This window comes from Roseibium sp. JB4-4, from assembly GCF_055693425.1.
On the sequence record NZ_CM146333.1, the window covers coordinates 898406 to 915707 of the forward strand.

General features: G+C 53.5%; 15 protein-coding genes. 7 read left to right on the top strand and 8 right to left on the bottom strand.

What is annotated here, in order from left to right:
• The first annotated feature begins 96 nt into the window (after nucleotides 1-96).
• Nucleotides 97-414: a hypothetical protein gene (locus ACZ1HV_RS04075; protein WP_298957730.1), complete on the top strand. Its 318-nt coding sequence runs from the start codon at nucleotides 97-99 to the stop codon at nucleotides 412-414.
• Between the two features lie 72 nt (nucleotides 415-486).
• On the opposite strand, the gene ACZ1HV_RS04080 is transcribed toward ACZ1HV_RS04075, so the two are convergent.
• Nucleotides 487-1986: a CoA-acylating methylmalonate-semialdehyde dehydrogenase gene (locus ACZ1HV_RS04080; protein ID WP_298814228.1), complete on the bottom strand. Its 1500-nt coding sequence runs from the start codon at nucleotides 1984-1986 to the stop codon at nucleotides 487-489.
• A gap of 328 nt (nucleotides 1987-2314) precedes the next feature.
• Here ACZ1HV_RS04080 and ACZ1HV_RS04085 point away from each other — a divergent pair, with 328 nt between their 5' ends.
• Nucleotides 2315-3196, top strand: a complete 882-nt coding sequence (locus ACZ1HV_RS04085; protein WP_298957734.1) for a LysR family transcriptional regulator — start codon at nucleotides 2315-2317, stop codon at nucleotides 3194-3196.
• Between the two features lie 26 nt (nucleotides 3197-3222).
• On the opposite strand, the gene ACZ1HV_RS04090 is transcribed toward ACZ1HV_RS04085, so the two are convergent.
• A complete protein-coding gene (locus ACZ1HV_RS04090) occupies nucleotides 3223-3831 on the bottom strand; it encodes a thiamine phosphate synthase (RefSeq protein ID WP_298957736.1) in 609 nt (202 codons plus the stop codon).
• A 106-nt stretch (nucleotides 3832-3937) separates the two neighbouring features.
• Nucleotides 3938-4462, bottom strand: a complete 525-nt coding sequence (locus tag ACZ1HV_RS04095) for an AAA family ATPase (RefSeq protein ID WP_472717394.1) — start codon at nucleotides 4460-4462, stop codon at nucleotides 3938-3940.
• A 147-nt stretch (nucleotides 4463-4609) separates the two neighbouring features.
• Between ACZ1HV_RS04095 and ACZ1HV_RS04100 the strand changes: the two genes are divergently transcribed.
• Nucleotides 4610-5545: a pirin family protein gene (locus ACZ1HV_RS04100; RefSeq protein WP_472717395.1), complete on the top strand. Its 936-nt coding sequence runs from the start codon at nucleotides 4610-4612 to the stop codon at nucleotides 5543-5545.
• Here the strand turns inward: ACZ1HV_RS04100 and ACZ1HV_RS04105 are convergent.
• Nucleotides 5514-6248 carry a DUF6030 family protein gene (locus ACZ1HV_RS04105; RefSeq protein ID WP_472717396.1) on the bottom strand — a complete coding sequence of 245 codons (735 nt, stop codon included), beginning with the start codon at nucleotides 6246-6248 and terminating at the stop codon, nucleotides 5514-5516. The genes ACZ1HV_RS04100 and ACZ1HV_RS04105 overlap by 32 nt on opposite strands.
• A gap of 671 nt (nucleotides 6249-6919) precedes the next feature.
• Between ACZ1HV_RS04105 and ACZ1HV_RS04110 the strand changes: the two genes are divergently transcribed.
• Nucleotides 6920-7813, top strand: a complete 894-nt coding sequence (locus tag ACZ1HV_RS04110) for an ROK family protein (protein WP_472718397.1) — start codon at nucleotides 6920-6922, stop codon at nucleotides 7811-7813.
• Here the strand turns inward: ACZ1HV_RS04110 and ACZ1HV_RS04115 are convergent.
• Together ACZ1HV_RS04115 and ACZ1HV_RS04120 are read right to left on the bottom strand one after the other, a co-directional pair.
• Entirely contained in the window at nucleotides 7765-8709 is a 945-nt protein-coding gene (locus tag ACZ1HV_RS04115; RefSeq protein WP_472717397.1) for a class I SAM-dependent methyltransferase, read from the bottom strand. The two genes, ACZ1HV_RS04110 and ACZ1HV_RS04115, sit on opposite strands and share 49 nt — an antisense overlap.
• Before the next feature lie 124 nt (nucleotides 8710-8833).
• Entirely contained in the window at nucleotides 8834-9823 is a 990-nt protein-coding gene (locus ACZ1HV_RS04120; protein ID WP_472717398.1) for a DMT family transporter, read from the bottom strand.
• A gap of 231 nt (nucleotides 9824-10054) precedes the next feature.
• On the opposite strand from ACZ1HV_RS04120, the gene ACZ1HV_RS04125 reads away from it, so the two are divergent.
• Both ACZ1HV_RS04125 and ACZ1HV_RS04130 read left to right on the top strand, forming a co-directional pair.
• Nucleotides 10055-10630 carry a MarR family winged helix-turn-helix transcriptional regulator gene (locus tag ACZ1HV_RS04125; protein ID WP_472717399.1) on the top strand — a complete coding sequence of 192 codons (576 nt, stop codon included), beginning with the start codon at nucleotides 10055-10057 and terminating at the stop codon, nucleotides 10628-10630.
• 152 nt (nucleotides 10631-10782) lie between these two features.
• Complete coding sequence (locus ACZ1HV_RS04130; RefSeq protein ID WP_472717400.1) at nucleotides 10783-11547, top strand: FKBP-type peptidyl-prolyl cis-trans isomerase; 765 nt, start codon at nucleotides 10783-10785, stop codon at nucleotides 11545-11547.
• Between the two features lie 103 nt (nucleotides 11548-11650).
• On the opposite strand, the gene ACZ1HV_RS04135 is transcribed toward ACZ1HV_RS04130, so the two are convergent.
• Nucleotides 11651-13072 (bottom strand): 8-oxoguanine deaminase, encoded by a 1422-nt coding sequence (locus ACZ1HV_RS04135; protein WP_472717401.1) that lies wholly within the window; start codon nucleotides 13070-13072, stop codon nucleotides 11651-11653.
• Between the two features lie 114 nt (nucleotides 13073-13186).
• On the bottom strand, nucleotides 13187-14587 hold the full coding sequence (gene sthA / locus ACZ1HV_RS04140) for a Si-specific NAD(P)(+) transhydrogenase (RefSeq protein ID WP_298814245.1): 1401 nt from the start codon (nucleotides 14585-14587) through the stop codon (nucleotides 13187-13189).
• A gap of 498 nt (nucleotides 14588-15085) precedes the next feature.
• Here sthA and ACZ1HV_RS04145 point away from each other — a divergent pair, with 498 nt between their 5' ends.
• Nucleotides 15086-17272 carry an anthranilate synthase component I gene (locus tag ACZ1HV_RS04145; RefSeq protein ID WP_472717402.1) on the top strand — a complete coding sequence of 729 codons (2187 nt, stop codon included), beginning with the start codon at nucleotides 15086-15088 and terminating at the stop codon, nucleotides 17270-17272.
• Nucleotides 17273-17302 lie beyond the last annotated feature (30 nt).

The following is a 17302-nucleotide window of genomic DNA, read 5'->3' on the forward strand; positions in this document are numbered from 1 at the left end:
TTTTCCAATCCTGAAACATCCTGACGCCAGGGTGTCAGGAGGCCTGTGTCATGTAGAGGCGTGTTGAACCTCCCTATCAGACGACGGAGACCTGAAATGTCAGAACCTTGCCTCGAACTCGTTGTTTTCAAAATCAAGGATCCCGAAAAGGCACGAGCAGCCAGACGCGTGGCACAAGACGTCGTGAAACAATATGACGGTTTCATTTCGTGGTCTGCCTACGAAGCTCATGATGAACAAAACCTCTTTGCAGATGTCGTCATGTGGCGCGACCTGGAAGCCGCCAAAGCGGCTGCAGAACAGATTGTCAAAGAGCCCGGTTTTGCCGCCATCATGGCGGAAATGGACGGACTGGTATCTATGGCTCACTTTCGCCTCGACCGTACGGTCGACACCCTGTCTGAAGCTGCCTGACGCCTGTTCGTGGCAAAGAAAAACCACCCCCGAAGCTCGGGGGTGGTCTGGTTCTGTCCGATATGGATACGCCTATTTCATGGTGGGAATAACAAACTCCGCACCATCCTTCAGACCTGACGGCCAGCGAGAGGTGACCGTTTTCGTGCGGGTGTAAAACTTGAACCCGTCCGGACCATGCTGGTTCAGATCGCCAAACCCGGATTTCTTCCAACCGCCAAACGTGTGGTAGGCAAGCGGCACCGGGATCGGCACGTTGATGCCAACCATGCCGATATTGATGCGTGATGCAAAATCGCGCGCGGTATCACCATCACGAGTGAAGATCGCGGTGCCGTTGCCGTATTCATGGCTGAGCGGCAGGTCGAGCGCTTCTTCATAAGATTCAGCACGCACAACAGAAAGAACCGGTCCGAAGATTTCGGTCTTGTAGATATCCATGTCCTTGGTAACATTGTCGAACAGGCAGCCGCCCATGAAGAAACCGTCTTCATAGCCCTGCATGGAGAAGCCGCGTCCATCAACGACGAGGTTTGCACCTTCCTTGACACCCTGATCCACCAGACCCTTGACACGCGTCAGAGCTTCCTTGGTGACAAGCGGACCAAAATCAACGTCGTCACCGGCGGTGTAGGGTCCAATCTTGAGCGCTTCGACCTTTGGCGCCAGTTTTTCGATCAAGGCGTTGGCAGTGCTTTCCCCGACCGGTACAGCAACCGAGACCGCCATGCAGCGCTCTCCTGCCGCACCGTAGCCAGCACCGACAAGTGCGTCGGCAGCCTGGTCGAGATCGGCGTCCGGCATTATGATCATGTGGTTTTTCGCTCCGCCGAAGCACTGGGCACGTTTGCCTGCTGCGGTTGCGCGTGAATAAACATATTGAGCGATAGGCGTGGACCCCACAAAGCCGACGGCCTGGATCGTCTCATCATCCAGGATTGCGTCAACGGCAGACTTATCGCCATTGACAACATTCAAAACGCCCTCAGGCAATCCTGCTTCAATCATCAGTTCGGCCAGCATGATCGGAACGGATGGGTCTCGTTCGGAAGGCTTCAATATGAAAGCATTGCCGCATGCGAGCGCAGGACAGAATTTCCACATTGGGATCATGGCGGGAAAGTTGAAAGGAGTGATACCGGCAACAACACCCAGCGGCTGACGCATGGAATACATGTCGATGCCCGGCCCTGCGCCTTCGGTAAATTCGCCTTTCAAGAGGTGGGGTGCACCAATGCAGAATTCCGCAACTTCGAGTCCGCGAATGACATCACCCTTTGCATCGGGTAAGGTCTTGCCATGTTCACGCGACAATGCTTCTGCGAGCTTGTCCATGTCACGATTGAGCAGATCGACAAATTTCATCATGACGCGAGCGCGGCGCTGCGGATTGGTCGCCGCCCATGCCGGTTGAGCTGCGGCAGCATTGGCTATCGCCGCGTCCATTTCGTCTTGGCTTGCGAGCGCCACCTGGGCCTGAACTTCACCGGTCGCGGGATTGTAGACATCCGCGTATCGGCCCGAGGTTCCTTCGACCCGCTTGCCGCCGATAAAATGACCGATCTTTTCCATTTGCGTTTCTCCCAAATTGGCCTGAATGGTGCCGGTGGCATTCCAAGGAACCGGCGCTTAGGTTTCTTTTGACTTTTATTTTTGCAACAAACAAGATCCAGTTTAGCGTATCTGTTGTGCGAAAATTATAGTTACGCCGTTCAGCCGTATTTTCTCGACCACACGTTAGAGAGGATAGGCCCATCGAACATTGATTGTCATCACGAAGCTCGTGCCGCCTTCAATACCCAAGCGTTCATCGGCACCGAGAGGAAAGTCGGCACGTTGCAAAGTTTTGTTTGCATCACTTCGCTGCCAGACCACAGAACCGGCAAGGACCTAGTGACACATGAATTGGGACGACATTCGCATATTCCTCAGCGTTGCCCGTACAGGTCAAATTCTCGCTGCCGCACGCCGGCTTGGATTGAACCACGCAACAGTGGCACGCCGACTGTCCGCTCTTGAAGAAAGTCTCGGTGTCCGCATGTTCGACCGTTCGACATCCGGCTGTGCACTGACCGATGCCGGCAGCCGCTTCTTTGAAAAAGCTGAACGGATGGAAGCTGAAGCTTTGTCAGCGCAGGCCGACATTGAAAACAACACTCCTGAGATCAACGGCACAGTCCGCATCGGGGCGCCGGACGGGTTCGGCGTTGCCTTTCTTGCTCCTCGCCTTGGCAAACTCACAGAAAAGCATCCCGGTCTGACCATTCAACTGGTTCCCGTGCCACGTTCATTTTCACTTTCAAGAAGAGAAGCTGATATCGCCGTTACGATTGACAGACCGGAAACCGGCCGTCTCGTCGCGAGCAAACTAGTCGACTACGCATTGGGCCTTTATGCGTCGCAGGCTTACGCAAAGATCAACAAACTCCCCTGCTCGCCTGCCGATTTGATCGCTCACGATTTAATCGGATATGTGGAAGACCTGCTCTACACACCGTCGCTTAACTACGGCTCTGAATTCTCCGGCGACTGGACATCTCGTTTTGAAATCGCTTCAGCGCTCGGGCAAACCGAAGCGGTTAAGGCAGGAGCGGGCATTGGTATACTGCACGACTTTATCGCACGTGCAGACCCTGGTTTGGTACCGGTTTTACCAGAACTGAAGCTCCGCCGAGCATACTGGATGGTCACTCACGAGAGTTCACGGCCATTGCGCCATATCGCAGCCGTCCAGAGTTTTTTGCGCGATCAGGTCGCCCGCGATAAAAATATTTTCGGATAGCCACGAGGCGGGTTGCGCGGCAAACCTTAGGTCCGCCAGCTTGCTGTTCCAGCAATCCAATCGCGTGCACGGGTTTCCGGATCCGGGCTTCTCGTAATATCGGTGATCACCGCTGCACTATCGGCACCCTTTTCAAAGACACCGGGCAAACGCTCAAGCGAAATGCCACCAATAGCTACCAATGGTAGACCACCGATCTGGCGCTTCCAGCCGGCAATTTTCTCTAAGCCCTGAGGTGCCCATTTCAACTCTTTCGTGGCAGTTGGAAAAACGGGACCCAGGGCGATGTAATCGGGCTTAACCGCAAGCGCAGTGTCGAGCTCTGCGCCGTCATGAGTGGACACCCCGAGACGCAATCCGGCATTGCGAATGGCAATAAGATCAGCAGCCGCCAGATCCTCCTGCCCGAGATGTACGAAGTCACAGCCCTCTTCGATCGCAAGTCGCCAATGGTCGTTGACGATCAATTGACATCCATGTTCGGCGCATACCGCCTTGGAGCGAGCAATTTCAGACCGCAGTAGGTCCTGGTCTTCGCACTTGATCCTGAGCTGAACAAGTTTCACGCCCAATGGAACCAAACGGGCGATCCAACTGGAACTGTCGACAATGAGATAAAATGGATCGAGCTTCATGGAAATTGCCTAAGTGACTGGGACTTTTTTCAATAGCGTCGAAGAGCTGGATTGAACAGACCTTTGCTTAGCGCCGATATGCAGATTGGGCCAGCAAACAGCAAGCTCACTCGGTTGTTTCAATTTTCTCCAAGAACGCGTTGGTTTCTGGCAACGAAGTCAATCTGATGACTTTCAGATGAGTAGGCGGTCGATTGTAGACAGCTTCCAGTTTGGCGCGCGCAGTTTTTCGAGTGCGCCAAATGTACTGCAAGAACTCTGCGGTTTGGGCGTTGAACTGTTCGGGGCAGCCTTCGGGCAGGTCCGGTCGGCTGCGGCCAAAATAGATGACAGAGCGCTTCAGTACCCTGAACAGTCTTAAGCCGACGGGCACATCCAGCCAGATGAATGTATCTGCGCGCGCCACCCGTTCCGAATACGTTCTGGAATGACCGCCTTCGAAGATCCATGTATCAGCCGCATGCACCTGATGAGACAGAACATCTTTCTCCTCTCGTGAGCGCTCTATCCATCCTGGTTTCCAATGAATGTGATCCATGTGGAAGACAGGAAGTCCGGTCTTTTCACCCAACAGCCGGGCAAGAGTACTTTTGCCCGAACCGGGTCCACCGACAATCATGACGCGTTTCATGCGTGCACCTGCTGAGCTCTGGAGAGCCAGTGGTTATACACATTGCGCCGGAGATTGAAACTGCGAAACAGACTGTTCAATGGACACTTTTGCCGTCGCAACCCTATCTAAGCCTCAGACAAATTTTCCAGACCTGAGGAGAGGAATATGAGCTGGTTGAACTGCCCTGACCCCATTCCCGGTGAAAGCGCAAGCTGCGATCCGATTGACACCATCATCGTTCCCCGGACATCGGACCTAGGCGGCTTCTCTGTTCGACGTGCCCTGCCTTCAGCCAAACGCCGCATGGTCGGCCCCTTTATCTTCTTCGATCAGATGGGGCCGGCAGAACTTCTTGTGGGTGGCGGTATTGATGTTCGTCCTCATCCGCATATCGGTTTGGCGACAGTGACTTACCTATTCGAAGGCGAAATGTATCATCGCGACAGCCTGGGGACGGAGATCGCCATTTCTCCGGGCGCATTGAATTGGATGAGCGCCGGCAAGGGTATCGTGCATTCAGAACGTGAGCGTCCGGAACGACTTCAGCAAAAGCGTCCTTTGTTTGGATTGCAAAGCTGGGTGGCCTTGCCAAAGAATTCAGAAGAAAGCGATCCCGACTTTCAGCACTTTGGCAGCACCGAACAGCCGGAGTTCGCGGATAAGGGAGCTTCTGTAAAGCTGATTGCAGGAGAGCTCTATGGTCACAAGGCACCTGTAAAGACCGCATCAGACATGTTCTACGCCGACATTTCGTTGGAACCGGGTGCCAAAATTCCGCTCGATGCCGGATGGGAAGAACGCGGAATTTATACTGTCGCCGGGCAGATTTCGATCACCGGTCAAACCTTCGACCCGGCACAGCTTCTGGTTTTCAAAGCTGGTGACCATCTCGTAGTTGAAAACAACTCGAATGTCCCTGCCCGATTTGTCGTTCTTGGTGGAGAGCCCATGGATGGACGCCGCTACATCTGGTGGAACTTCGTCTCGTCGTCCAAGGAAAGAATTGAACTGGCAAAAGAAGATTGGCGGCTTGGGCGTTTCGACACAGTGCCGGGCGATGCGGAAGAATTCATTCCGCTTCCGGATCGTCCGGGCCCCTGACGCTCCAACCGCTTTCCAATGGCGGAGCCTGCTCAAAGCGATCGGCGGGCCGGATCAGATCCGGCTCACCGAAATTCATAATTATGTTCAGACGCTGATCGGCCATGGGATCGCCTGTGAGGTTCGGGTCTTCCGGCGCGACAGAAAGCTGAACTCCGCGATGTGTCGTCTCTATCTGGCCGAAGTCTGCTATCGCTTGCCTGAAAGCGCGGGGCACGGTCCATCCGTAGCGACTGGACAGAGCATCAATCACCAACCAGACCGCATCCAGACCTATTTGCTTCTGTTTTGGATCTTCGACTACGAGTTTGAGGCGCAGATAGTCGATCTGCTCCTCGGAGGGGCCTCGCAACAGGAAAAATAGTGTCGTTGATCCGAAATCCACGCTGGGTGTGGTCAAGGGAACGAGGTCGGATGCGCATTGCCATCGCCCCCACTGAAACGGAGCTTTTTTCCAGCCTGGATTTTCTAGGCCCAGCGTCTTCAATTCCGCACAGAGGGCATCCGGCTTGCCGAGAAAACTTCTTTTCAATTCCGCGGCTAGTTCTGGAGATCTGTTGAGCAAAACAGACCTCATGTCTGGGTCAAACGGCTGGAGCGGATCGCCGAACGCTAGCGCATGTTCATTCAGTTCAATGACCTGGCGATCGCTGGAACTCAAAAACAGCGCGCCGACCGCGAACCCGGCGGTTAAAACGGCCAACGTCCCCCAGACATAGTAAGGCGTAACAAAAGGTCGATGTGTTTGCCTTGATCCCTGTTTGCGATTCTGAGCAGATTTTTCTTTTTCAAAAAGATTACTGGCAGGTTCAGCCCATCGCGGTCCCGTCGCACCTTGAAACCCACCTCGTCCCGATGCGTTTTTTGGTCGGACCTTTTGGCGGATCGCCTGGCTACTCAAAAGTTGCCTTATCTTGTTTCCAAAGCCAGACATTCAATCCCGCGCGTGTCATCCACTACAAAACCGGCACAAAACCGAGCTTTTATTGAACCAAAGCCTTGAAAACAAAACCTGATCCCTGTCATTTAGGATCCAACTTCAAGATTTTGCATTCGCAATCTCCACGCTGGACCGGCAATCCAACCATCAAACCGATGCAACGAGACAAAATGCAGTCCCTTTCAGACGAAGAGCATGAACCGCGTCATGAGACATTTGCAACCAACAAGCCACTCAAATGACTGGAATTGACAAATGGAACTTCCAGCGATGTCAGTGCACGCATCAATTCCGGTTTTTTGGTGACGCATTCCACCAATGCATATCGGAAACAGCTAAGCCGGTGTTCAAGCATAAGAGCAACGGCAAATAGAAAAATGAAATGAAAGTTGGCTAAATGGCCGCTTTCGAACTACCGAAACGGACGGATTGACATGCGGCTTGGGATCGACTGGGGTGGCACAAAAATCGAAATCATCGCCCTTTCCAATGAAGGCGACGAGATATTCCGCAAGCGTGTCGACACACCTCGCGATGACTATCAGGGGTGCCTTGACGCTGTAAAATTTTTGGTTGATGCAGCCGAGGGTGAAACCGGCCAGACGGGCACTCTTGGTCTTGGCATACCTGGTTCCCTCTCTCCAAAGACGGGTCTGGTAAAGAACGCCAACTCTACCTGGATGAACGGCATGCCGCTGGACAAGGATCTTGAGCGCCATCTCGGACGAAAAGTCCGCATTCAGAACGACGCCAATTGCCTCGCAGTTTCCGAGGCAACCGATGGCGCCGGCGCTGGAGCACATGTTGTGCACGCCATTATCATCGGAACAGGTTGTGGCTCTGGTATCGCCATTGACCGAACAGCCCATCGCGGCGCAAACGGTATTGGAGGTGAATGGGGTGGCATCACGGTTCCCTGGCTGAAACCAGACGAGTTCCCGGGGCCGGATAGCTGGATCGGGCATAAGGGCGTTATAGACCGCTGGTGTTCGGGAACCGGTTTTCAACTCGATTACAAGGAAAAATCCGGGAAAGGCCTCAAGGGTCACGAAATCATGGATTTGAAGCGCCAGGGTGACGAGACCGCGTGCGTTGTCTATGCCGACTATGTCAGTCGCCTGGCGCGGAGCCTTGCCATGTCCGCCAATTTACTGGATCCGGATGTATTTGTTCTCGGAGGTGGCATGTCCAATATCAGCGAACTCTATGAGGATCTGCCGCCGGCGATCGCGCCCTACATCTTTTCCGACACTTTCGACACTCCAATCCGCAAAGCGGTTCACGGAGACAGTTCAGGTGTTCGGGGTGCCGCCTGGTTGTGGGGTTGAGGCCGCCAGAACCGCAGCAACTGCATGATCTTGGATTTTGTCGGCCGTAGTTCCTTTTCGATGGCTTCCTGTACGTTCTTGGAACTGTCGCTGAAGTGTTTCTCGATGAGATCCTGGTCGATCTTACTACCGACTTTGAACAGGTAGCCATCACTGCTGTTGTGTTTGACGAGTTCACAGCCGAGACCCGCCATCAAACCTATAAAGGAATCGTGCGTGAAATAGTATTTGTGCGCGATGTGGAAGTGCTGCAACCATTGGCGCGCGCGCTGCCGGTCGATGATGGGCGTCGCAACGTATAGCAGACCACCGGGCCTACAGCAGTCCTGAATGATTTCCTTCATCTCAGCAACCGGGTCGATCATATGTTCAATCACGTGTGAGACAACTACGAGATCGTATTGGTTCGCCTTGTCATACGGAAGAATGCCATTGTCATAGGCAAATTGGCTATACTTTCCCTCTACCTCATGCAGTGAAACCACCTTGCCCTTTTCAAGGAAACCGACAGTGCGGCCGCCTGCCCCGCCACCAAAATCGAGGACAGTTTCGAATTCCGGCATCAGGTCTGCAAAAAAGGGTACAATGGTTCTGTCGTTCTGATCATTGAAAAGCTGCTCGGGCCTCTTGTCGCTGCGCTTCACGTCTCCATAAACCTGGCCATAGTAATAAGCCGCTGTTTCGCGTGTGAAATAGGGGTTCGCGCGCAACGTACCGCATCTGGAGCAAGCCACGATCGGCAGGAAATTTCGATGCCTGGAAACAGTCGAGATCACTATGGATTCACTGCTGCCACAGATGCATTTCGTGAACTCGAATGTATGCTTTTCGATGTCGGGGAATTCGTTGAATTCTTCCCGGAACTTGTAGTTCGTCTTGTTGATATCAAAAAGCATTTACCGCGGCTCTTGGCTGGTGGAAGGGGGCTGCTGGTATCTGAGGATAGAAGCGCCTGTCAACCTAGATGGCGCTTCTATCCTGCTTTGACAATTGCGGCCACAACGCAACAGTTGTGGCTTTTCAGTGTCTGTTTCGACCAATTGTGACAAGCACAATCCCAACTCCAACGGCGACTACAGCAGCCAGCTTTTCGGCGTTCGGAATTTCTCCAAAGACGAGAAATCCAAGACCGAGTCCTACAACGGCTGCAACAGATCCGATCTGGCTGAGATAGACAGGTCCTGCGGTCTGCTGTAGCCGGAAATAAAGCCCGTATTGAAGCGAAAAGATGGCGGCCTGGGCTGCCAGTAGCACACCTGCATTTTCACTCCAGCTTCCAGGTGCAAATGGAACGCCGAAAAAGAGGTTGAAAACCGCCAGCGCAACAAAACCGACCGCCATCATGCCGAGCGCAAGGTCGACCGGTTTGGCCCCGGCAGGCCACTTCAGCGTTCTGTAAATGTTACCGGTTGCCAGAAAGATCGGAATGGTCAACGCAAATAGAGACCAAAAGGACGCTTCGACAGTCAGATTTTTGCCAGACACTGCCAGAAGAATACCACCAGCCAAACCAAACAGAACACCGGTCCCCCTCAGCTTCTGGAATTTTTCAATCCGCAGAACTACGGCGAATGCGTAAGTCAGTACGAGAGGAAAGGCAAAACTCAGGGATACAAAACCAGCGCCTACCTTGGGTGCCGCCACCACCGCGATCATGTTCGGAATGATGAACAATATCCCGCTTACAAGGAGATATGGCGCCAACTGAGAGAACGCAGCACCATTTCCTGCGTGCTCAGAACCTGGCCTGTCGGTTGCAAACACTCTGGTCAACGTGAAAAGACCGATGGCTCCACCAAGAATCGACCATTGCAGTAGTGCCAAAGGATGCCAACCAAACTCTGGTGCCGCCTTTGCAATGATTGTCGAAACTGCAAGAAAGCTTCCGACGATCAATAGCAGCACGAGAGGTTGCTCGGGACTTTTGATCCGCAAGCGTCCAAAAGGCCATTCGTTTTCTTCGACATTTGGCTCGGCCGAGATCGGCTCAGGTCTCAGTACCTTTTTCATCTGGAATTCCATTCTTGTTCACTTGCTGCAGACACGTCTGCTGCACGAACAAGAAGTAGCATTTTTTATCTTTATTTCAAGATACTTGATTTCAAGATTCTTGGCGTTTGTTGACTTCACCCTGATAACACTGGAGAATTTCAACCTGACGATACGGCCCAACGCACTGCCTATGAGTTTTGTTCACTCGAGCGCCGATATCAAAATAGTCCGCCAGACAAGGTTCTTCTGATGACGTCTCAATCCGACACACCGTCAAAATCGAGTTCTCACTTGTTTGGCGATCCTGCAGATCTCTTGGTCGACAGGGCAGAGCGTGCCCAAAAACAATGGCAGAAGGAGATGCCTGAAGTCGCAGACCGCTTGTCACCGATGGTGCTGCTTGGCAGACTCAGCGAATCCGCGCAGCTCATGAGCCAAAACTATCTCGCGCCCGCCTATGCAGATATTGGCCTCAAAACCGGCGAGTTTGACGTTCTGGCAACCCTGGTGCGCTCCGGCCCGCCATACAAACTGACACCAACGGAACTCTACCGCACCACCATGATGAGCTCTGGCGGCATGACCGCTCGAATAGACAAGTTGGAAAAAGGGGGCCTAGTTGAAAGGTGCCCTCACCCGGAAGACAGGCGCGCTCTTACGGTCTGTCTGACGGAAAAAGGCCTCAACTTGATCAAAGGCAAGATACCCGACTATGTCGACATGCAAACTCAGGCTGTAGATGGTCTGACGAAACAAGAGCAGCAACAGCTTTCGGGGTTGCTTGAAAAACTCATTCGGACCGCAAACGAAAAGAAAGCGCCCTGACCTGTCTTTCAGCGACACAAACTCACAGAGCAATAAATCGTTCTGTCAGTTAGATGAGCAACTACAATTGAATTCAAGAACCGTTGAATTGCAATTCTGACTCCAATCACCGACTTTCATGATCTTCAATTCCCGGATGAATGGAAACGAAAATGGTAAAATGGCTCGCCGGTATTCTGACCTCAATGTTACTGGTCTTCCCAGCAACAGCACAGGAAGAAATTCAGATTCGTGATATCGAAAAGGGAACTGGCGAAGAGGCAAATGTCGGAGAGACGGTGGTGGTACACTACACCGGTTGGCTCATGGACGGTACAAAGTTCGATTCCAGTCTCGACCGAGGCACCCCCTTTTCCTTCACCCTAGGCGAACGGCGAGTGATCCCTGGATGGGAAAAGGGTGTGGAAGGTATGCAGGTCGGCGGCAAGCGAGAGCTGATCATTCCACCCGAAATGGGCTATGGCGCACAAGGTGCTGGTGGTGTCATTCCGCCAAATGCGACTTTGAAATTTGAAATCGAACTGCTTGAAGTCAAAGCCAAGAAATTTTCCGATCTCAACAATGAAGATCTGAAAGGCAAACTGGCCGCTGGAACCACGGTCATTGATATCCGCAGGCCAGAGGAGTGGCAGCAAACGGGCGTCATTCCCGGAAGTCATTTGCTGACGTTTTTCGATGCAAGTGGCAACGTGAACCCGGCTTTTGGAGCAGAGCTTCAAAAACTGGTTGCCGGACCTTCGGAGGAAGTCGTTTTCATTTGCCGCACTGGCCGGCGCAGTCAGGTGCTGTCTGAATATCTGAGTGGTCAAGCCGGCTTTACAAAGGTCGCCAATGTAAAAGACGGCATCTTGAGCTGGATCGATCAAGGCGGTGAAGTTACGCAGGCCTCCATGCCGGACAATTGCTGGCTCTGCTGACTGACCTAAAGTGCTCTTCTGTCAGTGATCGATTAGAAACATTCGTTGTTGAACACTGCCGACCTTTGACGAACAATCATTCTTGTTCATACGCTGACCCAGATCATAGGTCTGATGCCAGCTCAAGGCTGAGGCGATTGTGCTGATTGATGATGGGCACCATGTCCATGGTGACGATTGCACCGTCTTCCACCACAATTCTACCATTGACAACCGTAGTTTTTGCCGACTGCGGAGCACAGAAGACGACTGCTGCAACCGGGTCATGCAGAGCACCGGCAAAATGTAAGGAATTCAAATCCAGAGTGAAGAAATCCGCGCATTTCCCAACCTCCAACGAGCCGATATCATTCCTCCCCAGAACGGAAGCGCCACCAATGGTCGCAAGTTCGAGTGCTTCGCGCGCAGTCATCCACTCATTCTCACGCAGGGGATGCGCAACCGGTAACAGAGCGTGCTTGCGCGGCCCTTCCGGTGGCATCAGGCCCAGCTGCAGCCGCGCCAGAAGCATGGCCTGGCGAACTTCCATCAACATATTGGATCCGTCATTACTTGCAGATCCGTCGACCCCAAGCCCAACCCGGACCCCGGCGGCCATGTACTTCTTGACAGGCGCTATTCCGGAAGCAAGGCGCATATTGGAACAAGGGCAATGAGCAGCTCCACACCCTGTCGTCGCAAATAGCCGTATTTCATCATCGTCCACGTGAATGGCATGCGCGAACCAGACATCCGGTCCGGTCCAATCAAGTCCCTCCATCCATTCCACGGGACGTTTGCCGAAGCGTTCGAGCGTGTAACGCTCTTCATCCAGCGTCTCACAAAGGTGAGTGTGCAACATCACGCCTTTGTCTCTGGCAAGGCGGGCACTTTCGCGCAATAGATTTTCAGAAACGGAAAATGGTGAACACGGAGCCACAACAATGCGTGTCATCGCACCATGTGACGCATCATGATACCTGTCGATTACCCGAACCGTGTCGGCAAGGATTTCGTCTTCATTCTCAACGCAATCATCTGGCGGAAGTCCGCCCTGGCTCTCCCCCAGCGACATAGACCCTCGACTGGCATGGAAACGCACACCAAGATCGTTGGCTGCTTCAATCTGGTAGTCAACTTTGTTGCCGCTTTGAAAAAGATAGGTGTGGTCGAACACAGTCGTGCACCCCGACAAAGCCAACTCCGCCAGGCCGACCAACGTACTGGTGCGTGAAGCCTCCGGATCTGTTTTCGCCCAAATCCGGTAATGCGCCTGAAGCCAGGGAAACAAATTGTTGTTTTGAGCCGCTGGAAGATTGCGCGTCAGCGTCTGGTTGAGATGATGATGTGTATTCACAAAACCGGGCAAGACGATTTGACCGGTCGCATCAATAACCTTGTCCGCTGTTTCTGGAAGGTCTTCGGTCGGACCGACAGCTTTCAGAATGCCATCTTCTGCATACAGGCCAGCGCCCTTAATTTCACGGCGCTCTGCGTCCATTGTGACGAGCATGTCGGCATTTTTCAAAAGCAGTGTTCGGACCATGAAGAGCGACCGGATCGAATCGTTGTTGTCGTACAATTACGTACAGCTTATTTGTCCAGCCGGTCTAAAGCTATTGATGAAATTGCGACGGTCACACGCTTTTCGAGGTGCTTCCTACTCCTCAAGCGGAGGCATGCGGTTCCAGGCATCCAGCGCGGCTATCTTGTAGGCTTCGGCAAGGGTTGGATAGTTGAAAGTGTTTTCAACGAAATATTCCAAAGTACCGCGCAGGTTCAGCACTGCCTGGCCAATGTGTACAAGCTCGGTTGCACCTTCCCCGACGATGTGACAACCAAGCAATCGCCGGGTCTTGAGCGAGAAAATCAACTTCAACATACCGGTATCCAGGCCCATGATGTGCCCGCGAGACGTTTCCCTGAACCGTGCTACCCCGCACTCATAAGCAATGCCACGCTCTCGTATTTCTTCCTCAGTCATGCCCACTGTCGAGATTTCCGGGACAGCATAAATGCCATAGGGGAAGTATTCCGGTGGATCGTAGGCGGTTTCGCCCAGTGCGTGACAGGCGGCAATGCGCCCCTGCTCCATGGACGTTGACGCAAGGCTCGGAAAGCCGATGACATCGCCGGCAGCAAAGATATGCGGTACCGATGTCTGAAATGTCATCGGGTCGACTTTCAGTCGGCCTCTGTGGTCGGTTTCTAGTCCACACGTATCGAGAGACAATGCCGGTGTCGCTCCCATTCGGCCGGCTGCAAACAAAATGACATTAGATCGTATGCTGCGGCCACCTTCCAAGGTGATCTCACAGTCCGCAGTGCCGTGCTTTTCAATCTTTTGAACAGTCGCCCCAAAGCGCAACGCGATACCGCGGTCACGTAGCTGATGCGTGAAGTCGGCGACGAGTTCCTTGTCCAGGAAATCGAGCATTGTGTCCCGGGGTTCCACAAGGGTGACATGCACATCCAGGGCCGAGAAAATCGACGCGTATTCAACACCGATCACACCTGCACCGATAACTGCTATCGATCTCGGCAGCTCATTCAGTTCAAGAATTTCGTCACTATCGAGCACATACTCACCGTCGAAGGGCACGTAGTCCGGTCGAAATGGCTTGGTACCTACCGCGATGATGAATTTTTCGGCCTCAAAGGTGTGGACTTCTCCGGCCTCGCCCGTGACCTCGATTGTGTGCGGCCCGAGGAAGCGTGCCTCACCGCCGATCGTATCGACTTTGTTGCGGGCAAACTGATGCTCCAGAACTTCAACTTCATGATCGAGCGTGATGTGAAGTCTGGCCCGGAGATCATCGGCAGTCAGATCCTCTTTCACACGGTAGGAGCGACCGTAAAAGCCGCGTTCCCTCCAACCTGTCAGATTGAGCACAGTTTCTCGCAAGGTCTTGGAGGGAATTGTGCCCGTATGCACAGAGACGCCGCCGACCCTGCGACCGCGTTCGACGACCATAACGTCGCGGCCAAATTTTGCCGCCTGGATCGCCGCCCTGCGTCCAGCAGGTCCGCTGCCGATCACGATAAGATCATACTTGTCCATTGTGCCCCTCATTGCCGCTTCCCACCACACATTGCAGCGCAACAACGGCATCTGCAAGAATGCGTCAAGATCGGATAGCGGAAAGTCGTGAATTGAGTGTTCGTTACGTTACGGTTCGCTTTGTTGCCGATCTATTTGTCAGTTGAGCAAAATTGAAGAATTTGGGCCCTGGCTGGTTGACGATCCGGACCAGCTCTTTGTCAGATTGCGACAATACACACATGCAAACGGCTACGTTTCAGAGCAAGCTTGTTTTCATCATACCGGCGGGGCAACAAAGCCGTTGCCAACCTCTGCACCTTCCGCTATGGCTGTCTGCATGTTGATGAACCTGAAAGCAGCTTGGTGGTGGCGCGGCGCAAAATAGGCGGCCGACGATCACTCATGCTCTGAACGGATCATATTTTCACCAAGGCCGCCGCGGGACACCGCTGGCGGCCTTGGTGCATTAATGGGCTGCCGGAAGTTTCAGGCAGCCACCAACACGGGAACAGACCAATGCCGGCGCTGGCAGATCAAACCTATGAAACCAAAGGCGGGATCACGATCCTGCGCACCTCCCGTCCTTCTGACTATGAGACAGGCACTTCGGACTGGATTGACAGGTTGGATTCTGAGTTGGGAGCTGTCCTGGCCTCGTCCTATGAATATCCGGGCAGATACACCCGTTGGGACATGGCTCTGGTCAACCCGCCGTTGGTGATGGAAGCTGCCGACCGTAAAGTCGAAATCCGAACGCTCAACGAGCGCGGTATGGTTATTCTTCCTGCCATTCGCGATCTTCTGAAATCTCATCCGGACGTTGACACTTTCGAGGCCAGCGACACCAAGATCGAGCTGACTGTCAAGACGCCGGATCGCTTGTTCAACGAAGAAGAAAGATCCCGCCAGCCATCGACATTCTCGATTGTTCGGGAGTTGAAAAATCTCTTTGCCTGCGATGACGACCAGCTCGGTTTGTATGGCGCTTTCGGCTATGACGTTGCCTTTCAGTTCGAGCCGATCGACCTGAAACTGCAACGGCCCGATGACCAGCGTGACGTGGTTCTTTTTTTGCCTGACGAAATCCTGATCGTCGATCACCACGGCAAGCGGGCTTATGTTCTGGAATATGATTTCGTCGTGAACGGACGCAGCACCAAGGGCTTGGAACGTACCGGTGAAAAGCGCCAGTATACACCGGCAAACATAGACCCTGGACGCGGCGATCACGAACCGGGCGAGTATTCGAAACTTGTTGAGAAGGCCAAGGACTATTTCCGGCGCGGCGACCTGTTTGAAACAGTGCCCGGCCAGACATTTTATGAACCCTGCGCCAATCCGCCATCAGCCGTTTCAAGACGTTTGGCGCAGATAAACCCGTCGCCTTATTCCTTTTTCTTCAATCTCGGCAACAACGAGTATCTGGTCGGTGCTTCACCGGAAATGTACGTGCGTGTAACCGGTGGGCGCCGCGTGGAGACCTGCCCGATCTCCGGCACGATCAGACGCGGGAAAAACGCAATTGAAGACGAGGCGCAGATCCGCAAACTTCTGAATTCCGAAAAGGACGAAGCGGAACTCACAATGTGTTCCGATGTCGACCGGAACGACAAGAGCCGAGTGTGTGTGCCTGGATCCGTCAAGGTGATCGGTCGCCGTCAGATCGAAATGTACTCGCGGCTCATTCATACGGTGGACCACATTGAAGGCATTCTTCGCGAAGACATGGATGCCCTTGATGCGTTCCTGTCTCATACCTGGGCTGTTACCGTCACCGGGGCACCAAAACGGTGGGCCATGCAGTTTATCGAGGACCACGAAAAGTCCTCACGTGCCTGGTATGGCGGCGCGATCGGAGCGGTTCTCTTCAACGGTGATATGAACACCGGCCTGACGCTGCGCACAGTGCGCATCAAGGACGGCATGGCCCAGATTCGTGCCGGAGCGACCCTGCTCTATGACAGTGTCCCTGAAGATGAAGAAGCCGAGACGGAACTGAAGGCGGAAGCCATGCGCGCTGCGGTCAGGGAAGCAGGCCTTGCTTCCAAATCGGCAGAAAAACCAGAAGAAGCAAAACCCGGCAAGGGCATGAAAATCCTGCTCGTCGACCACGAGGACAGTTTCGTACATACTTTGGCGAACTATTTCCGCCAGACAGGTGCTGACGTTGTTACCTACCGGACCCCGGTTGCGGACCATGTTTTCCATGACGTGGCACCGGATCTGGTTGTTCTTTCTCCCGGCCCCGGAAACCCCAAAGACTTTGACTGCGCAGCAACCATCGGCCGTGCTCGTTCACGTGCCCTGCCAATCTTTGGCGTCTGCCTTGGTCTACAGGCACTTTCAGAATACTTCGGTGCAGAACTCGGGCAGTTGGAAACACCGATGCACGGCAAACCTTCGCCTGTCAGCTTTTCCGGCAACTCGCTGTTGTTTGATGGTCTGGAGGCCCCGGTCACAGTCGGGCGTTACCATTCACTTTTCGCCAACCGCCACACACTGCCTACCGATCTACGCGTGACAGCAGAAACGGAGGACGGGGTGGTCATGGCTGTTGAGCACCAAAAAGAACCTATCGCGGCGGTACAGTTCCACCCTGAATCTATTATGTCTCTTGACCAGGATGCAGGGCACAAGATTATTGAGAATGTCGTCAATCGGCTGGTGTCTGCAAAAGCGCAGGACGTCGCGGCGGCATCTTGATGCTCATCACGGCGGTTCTAGACCAATCGC

Excerpts from the sequence above, each read along its gene's own strand:
- ACZ1HV_RS04075 (WP_298957730.1), top strand. The coding sequence starts at position 97 with ATGTCAGAACCTTGCCTCGAACTCGTTGTTTTCAAAATCAAGGATCCC.
- ACZ1HV_RS04080 (WP_298814228.1), bottom strand. The coding sequence starts at position 1,986 with ATGGAAAAGATCGGTCATTTTATCGGCGGCAAGCGGGTCGAAGGAACC.
- ACZ1HV_RS04085 (WP_298957734.1), top strand. The coding sequence starts at position 2,315 with ATGAATTGGGACGACATTCGCATATTCCTCAGCGTTGCCCGTACAGGT.
- ACZ1HV_RS04090 (WP_298957736.1), bottom strand. The coding sequence starts at position 3,831 with ATGAAGCTCGATCCATTTTATCTCATTGTCGACAGTTCCAGTTGGATC.
- ACZ1HV_RS04095 (WP_472717394.1), bottom strand. The coding sequence starts at position 4,462 with ATGAAACGCGTCATGATTGTCGGTGGACCCGGTTCGGGCAAAAGTACT.
- ACZ1HV_RS04100 (WP_472717395.1), top strand. The coding sequence starts at position 4,610 with ATGAGCTGGTTGAACTGCCCTGACCCCATTCCCGGTGAAAGCGCAAGC.
- ACZ1HV_RS04110 (WP_472718397.1), top strand. The coding sequence starts at position 6,920 with ATGCGGCTTGGGATCGACTGGGGTGGCACAAAAATCGAAATCATCGCC.
- ACZ1HV_RS04115 (WP_472717397.1), bottom strand. The coding sequence starts at position 8,709 with ATGCTTTTTGATATCAACAAGACGAACTACAAGTTCCGGGAAGAATTC.
- ACZ1HV_RS04120 (WP_472717398.1), bottom strand. The coding sequence starts at position 9,823 with ATGAAAAAGGTACTGAGACCTGAGCCGATCTCGGCCGAGCCAAATGTC.
- ACZ1HV_RS04125 (WP_472717399.1), top strand. The coding sequence starts at position 10,055 with ATGACGTCTCAATCCGACACACCGTCAAAATCGAGTTCTCACTTGTTT.
- ACZ1HV_RS04130 (WP_472717400.1), top strand. The coding sequence starts at position 10,783 with ATGGTAAAATGGCTCGCCGGTATTCTGACCTCAATGTTACTGGTCTTC.
- ACZ1HV_RS04135 (WP_472717401.1), bottom strand. The coding sequence starts at position 13,072 with ATGGTCCGAACACTGCTTTTGAAAAATGCCGACATGCTCGTCACAATG.
- sthA (WP_298814245.1), bottom strand. The coding sequence starts at position 14,587 with ATGGACAAGTATGATCTTATCGTGATCGGCAGCGGACCTGCTGGACGC.
- ACZ1HV_RS04145 (WP_472717402.1), top strand. The coding sequence starts at position 15,086 with ATGCCGGCGCTGGCAGATCAAACCTATGAAACCAAAGGCGGGATCACG.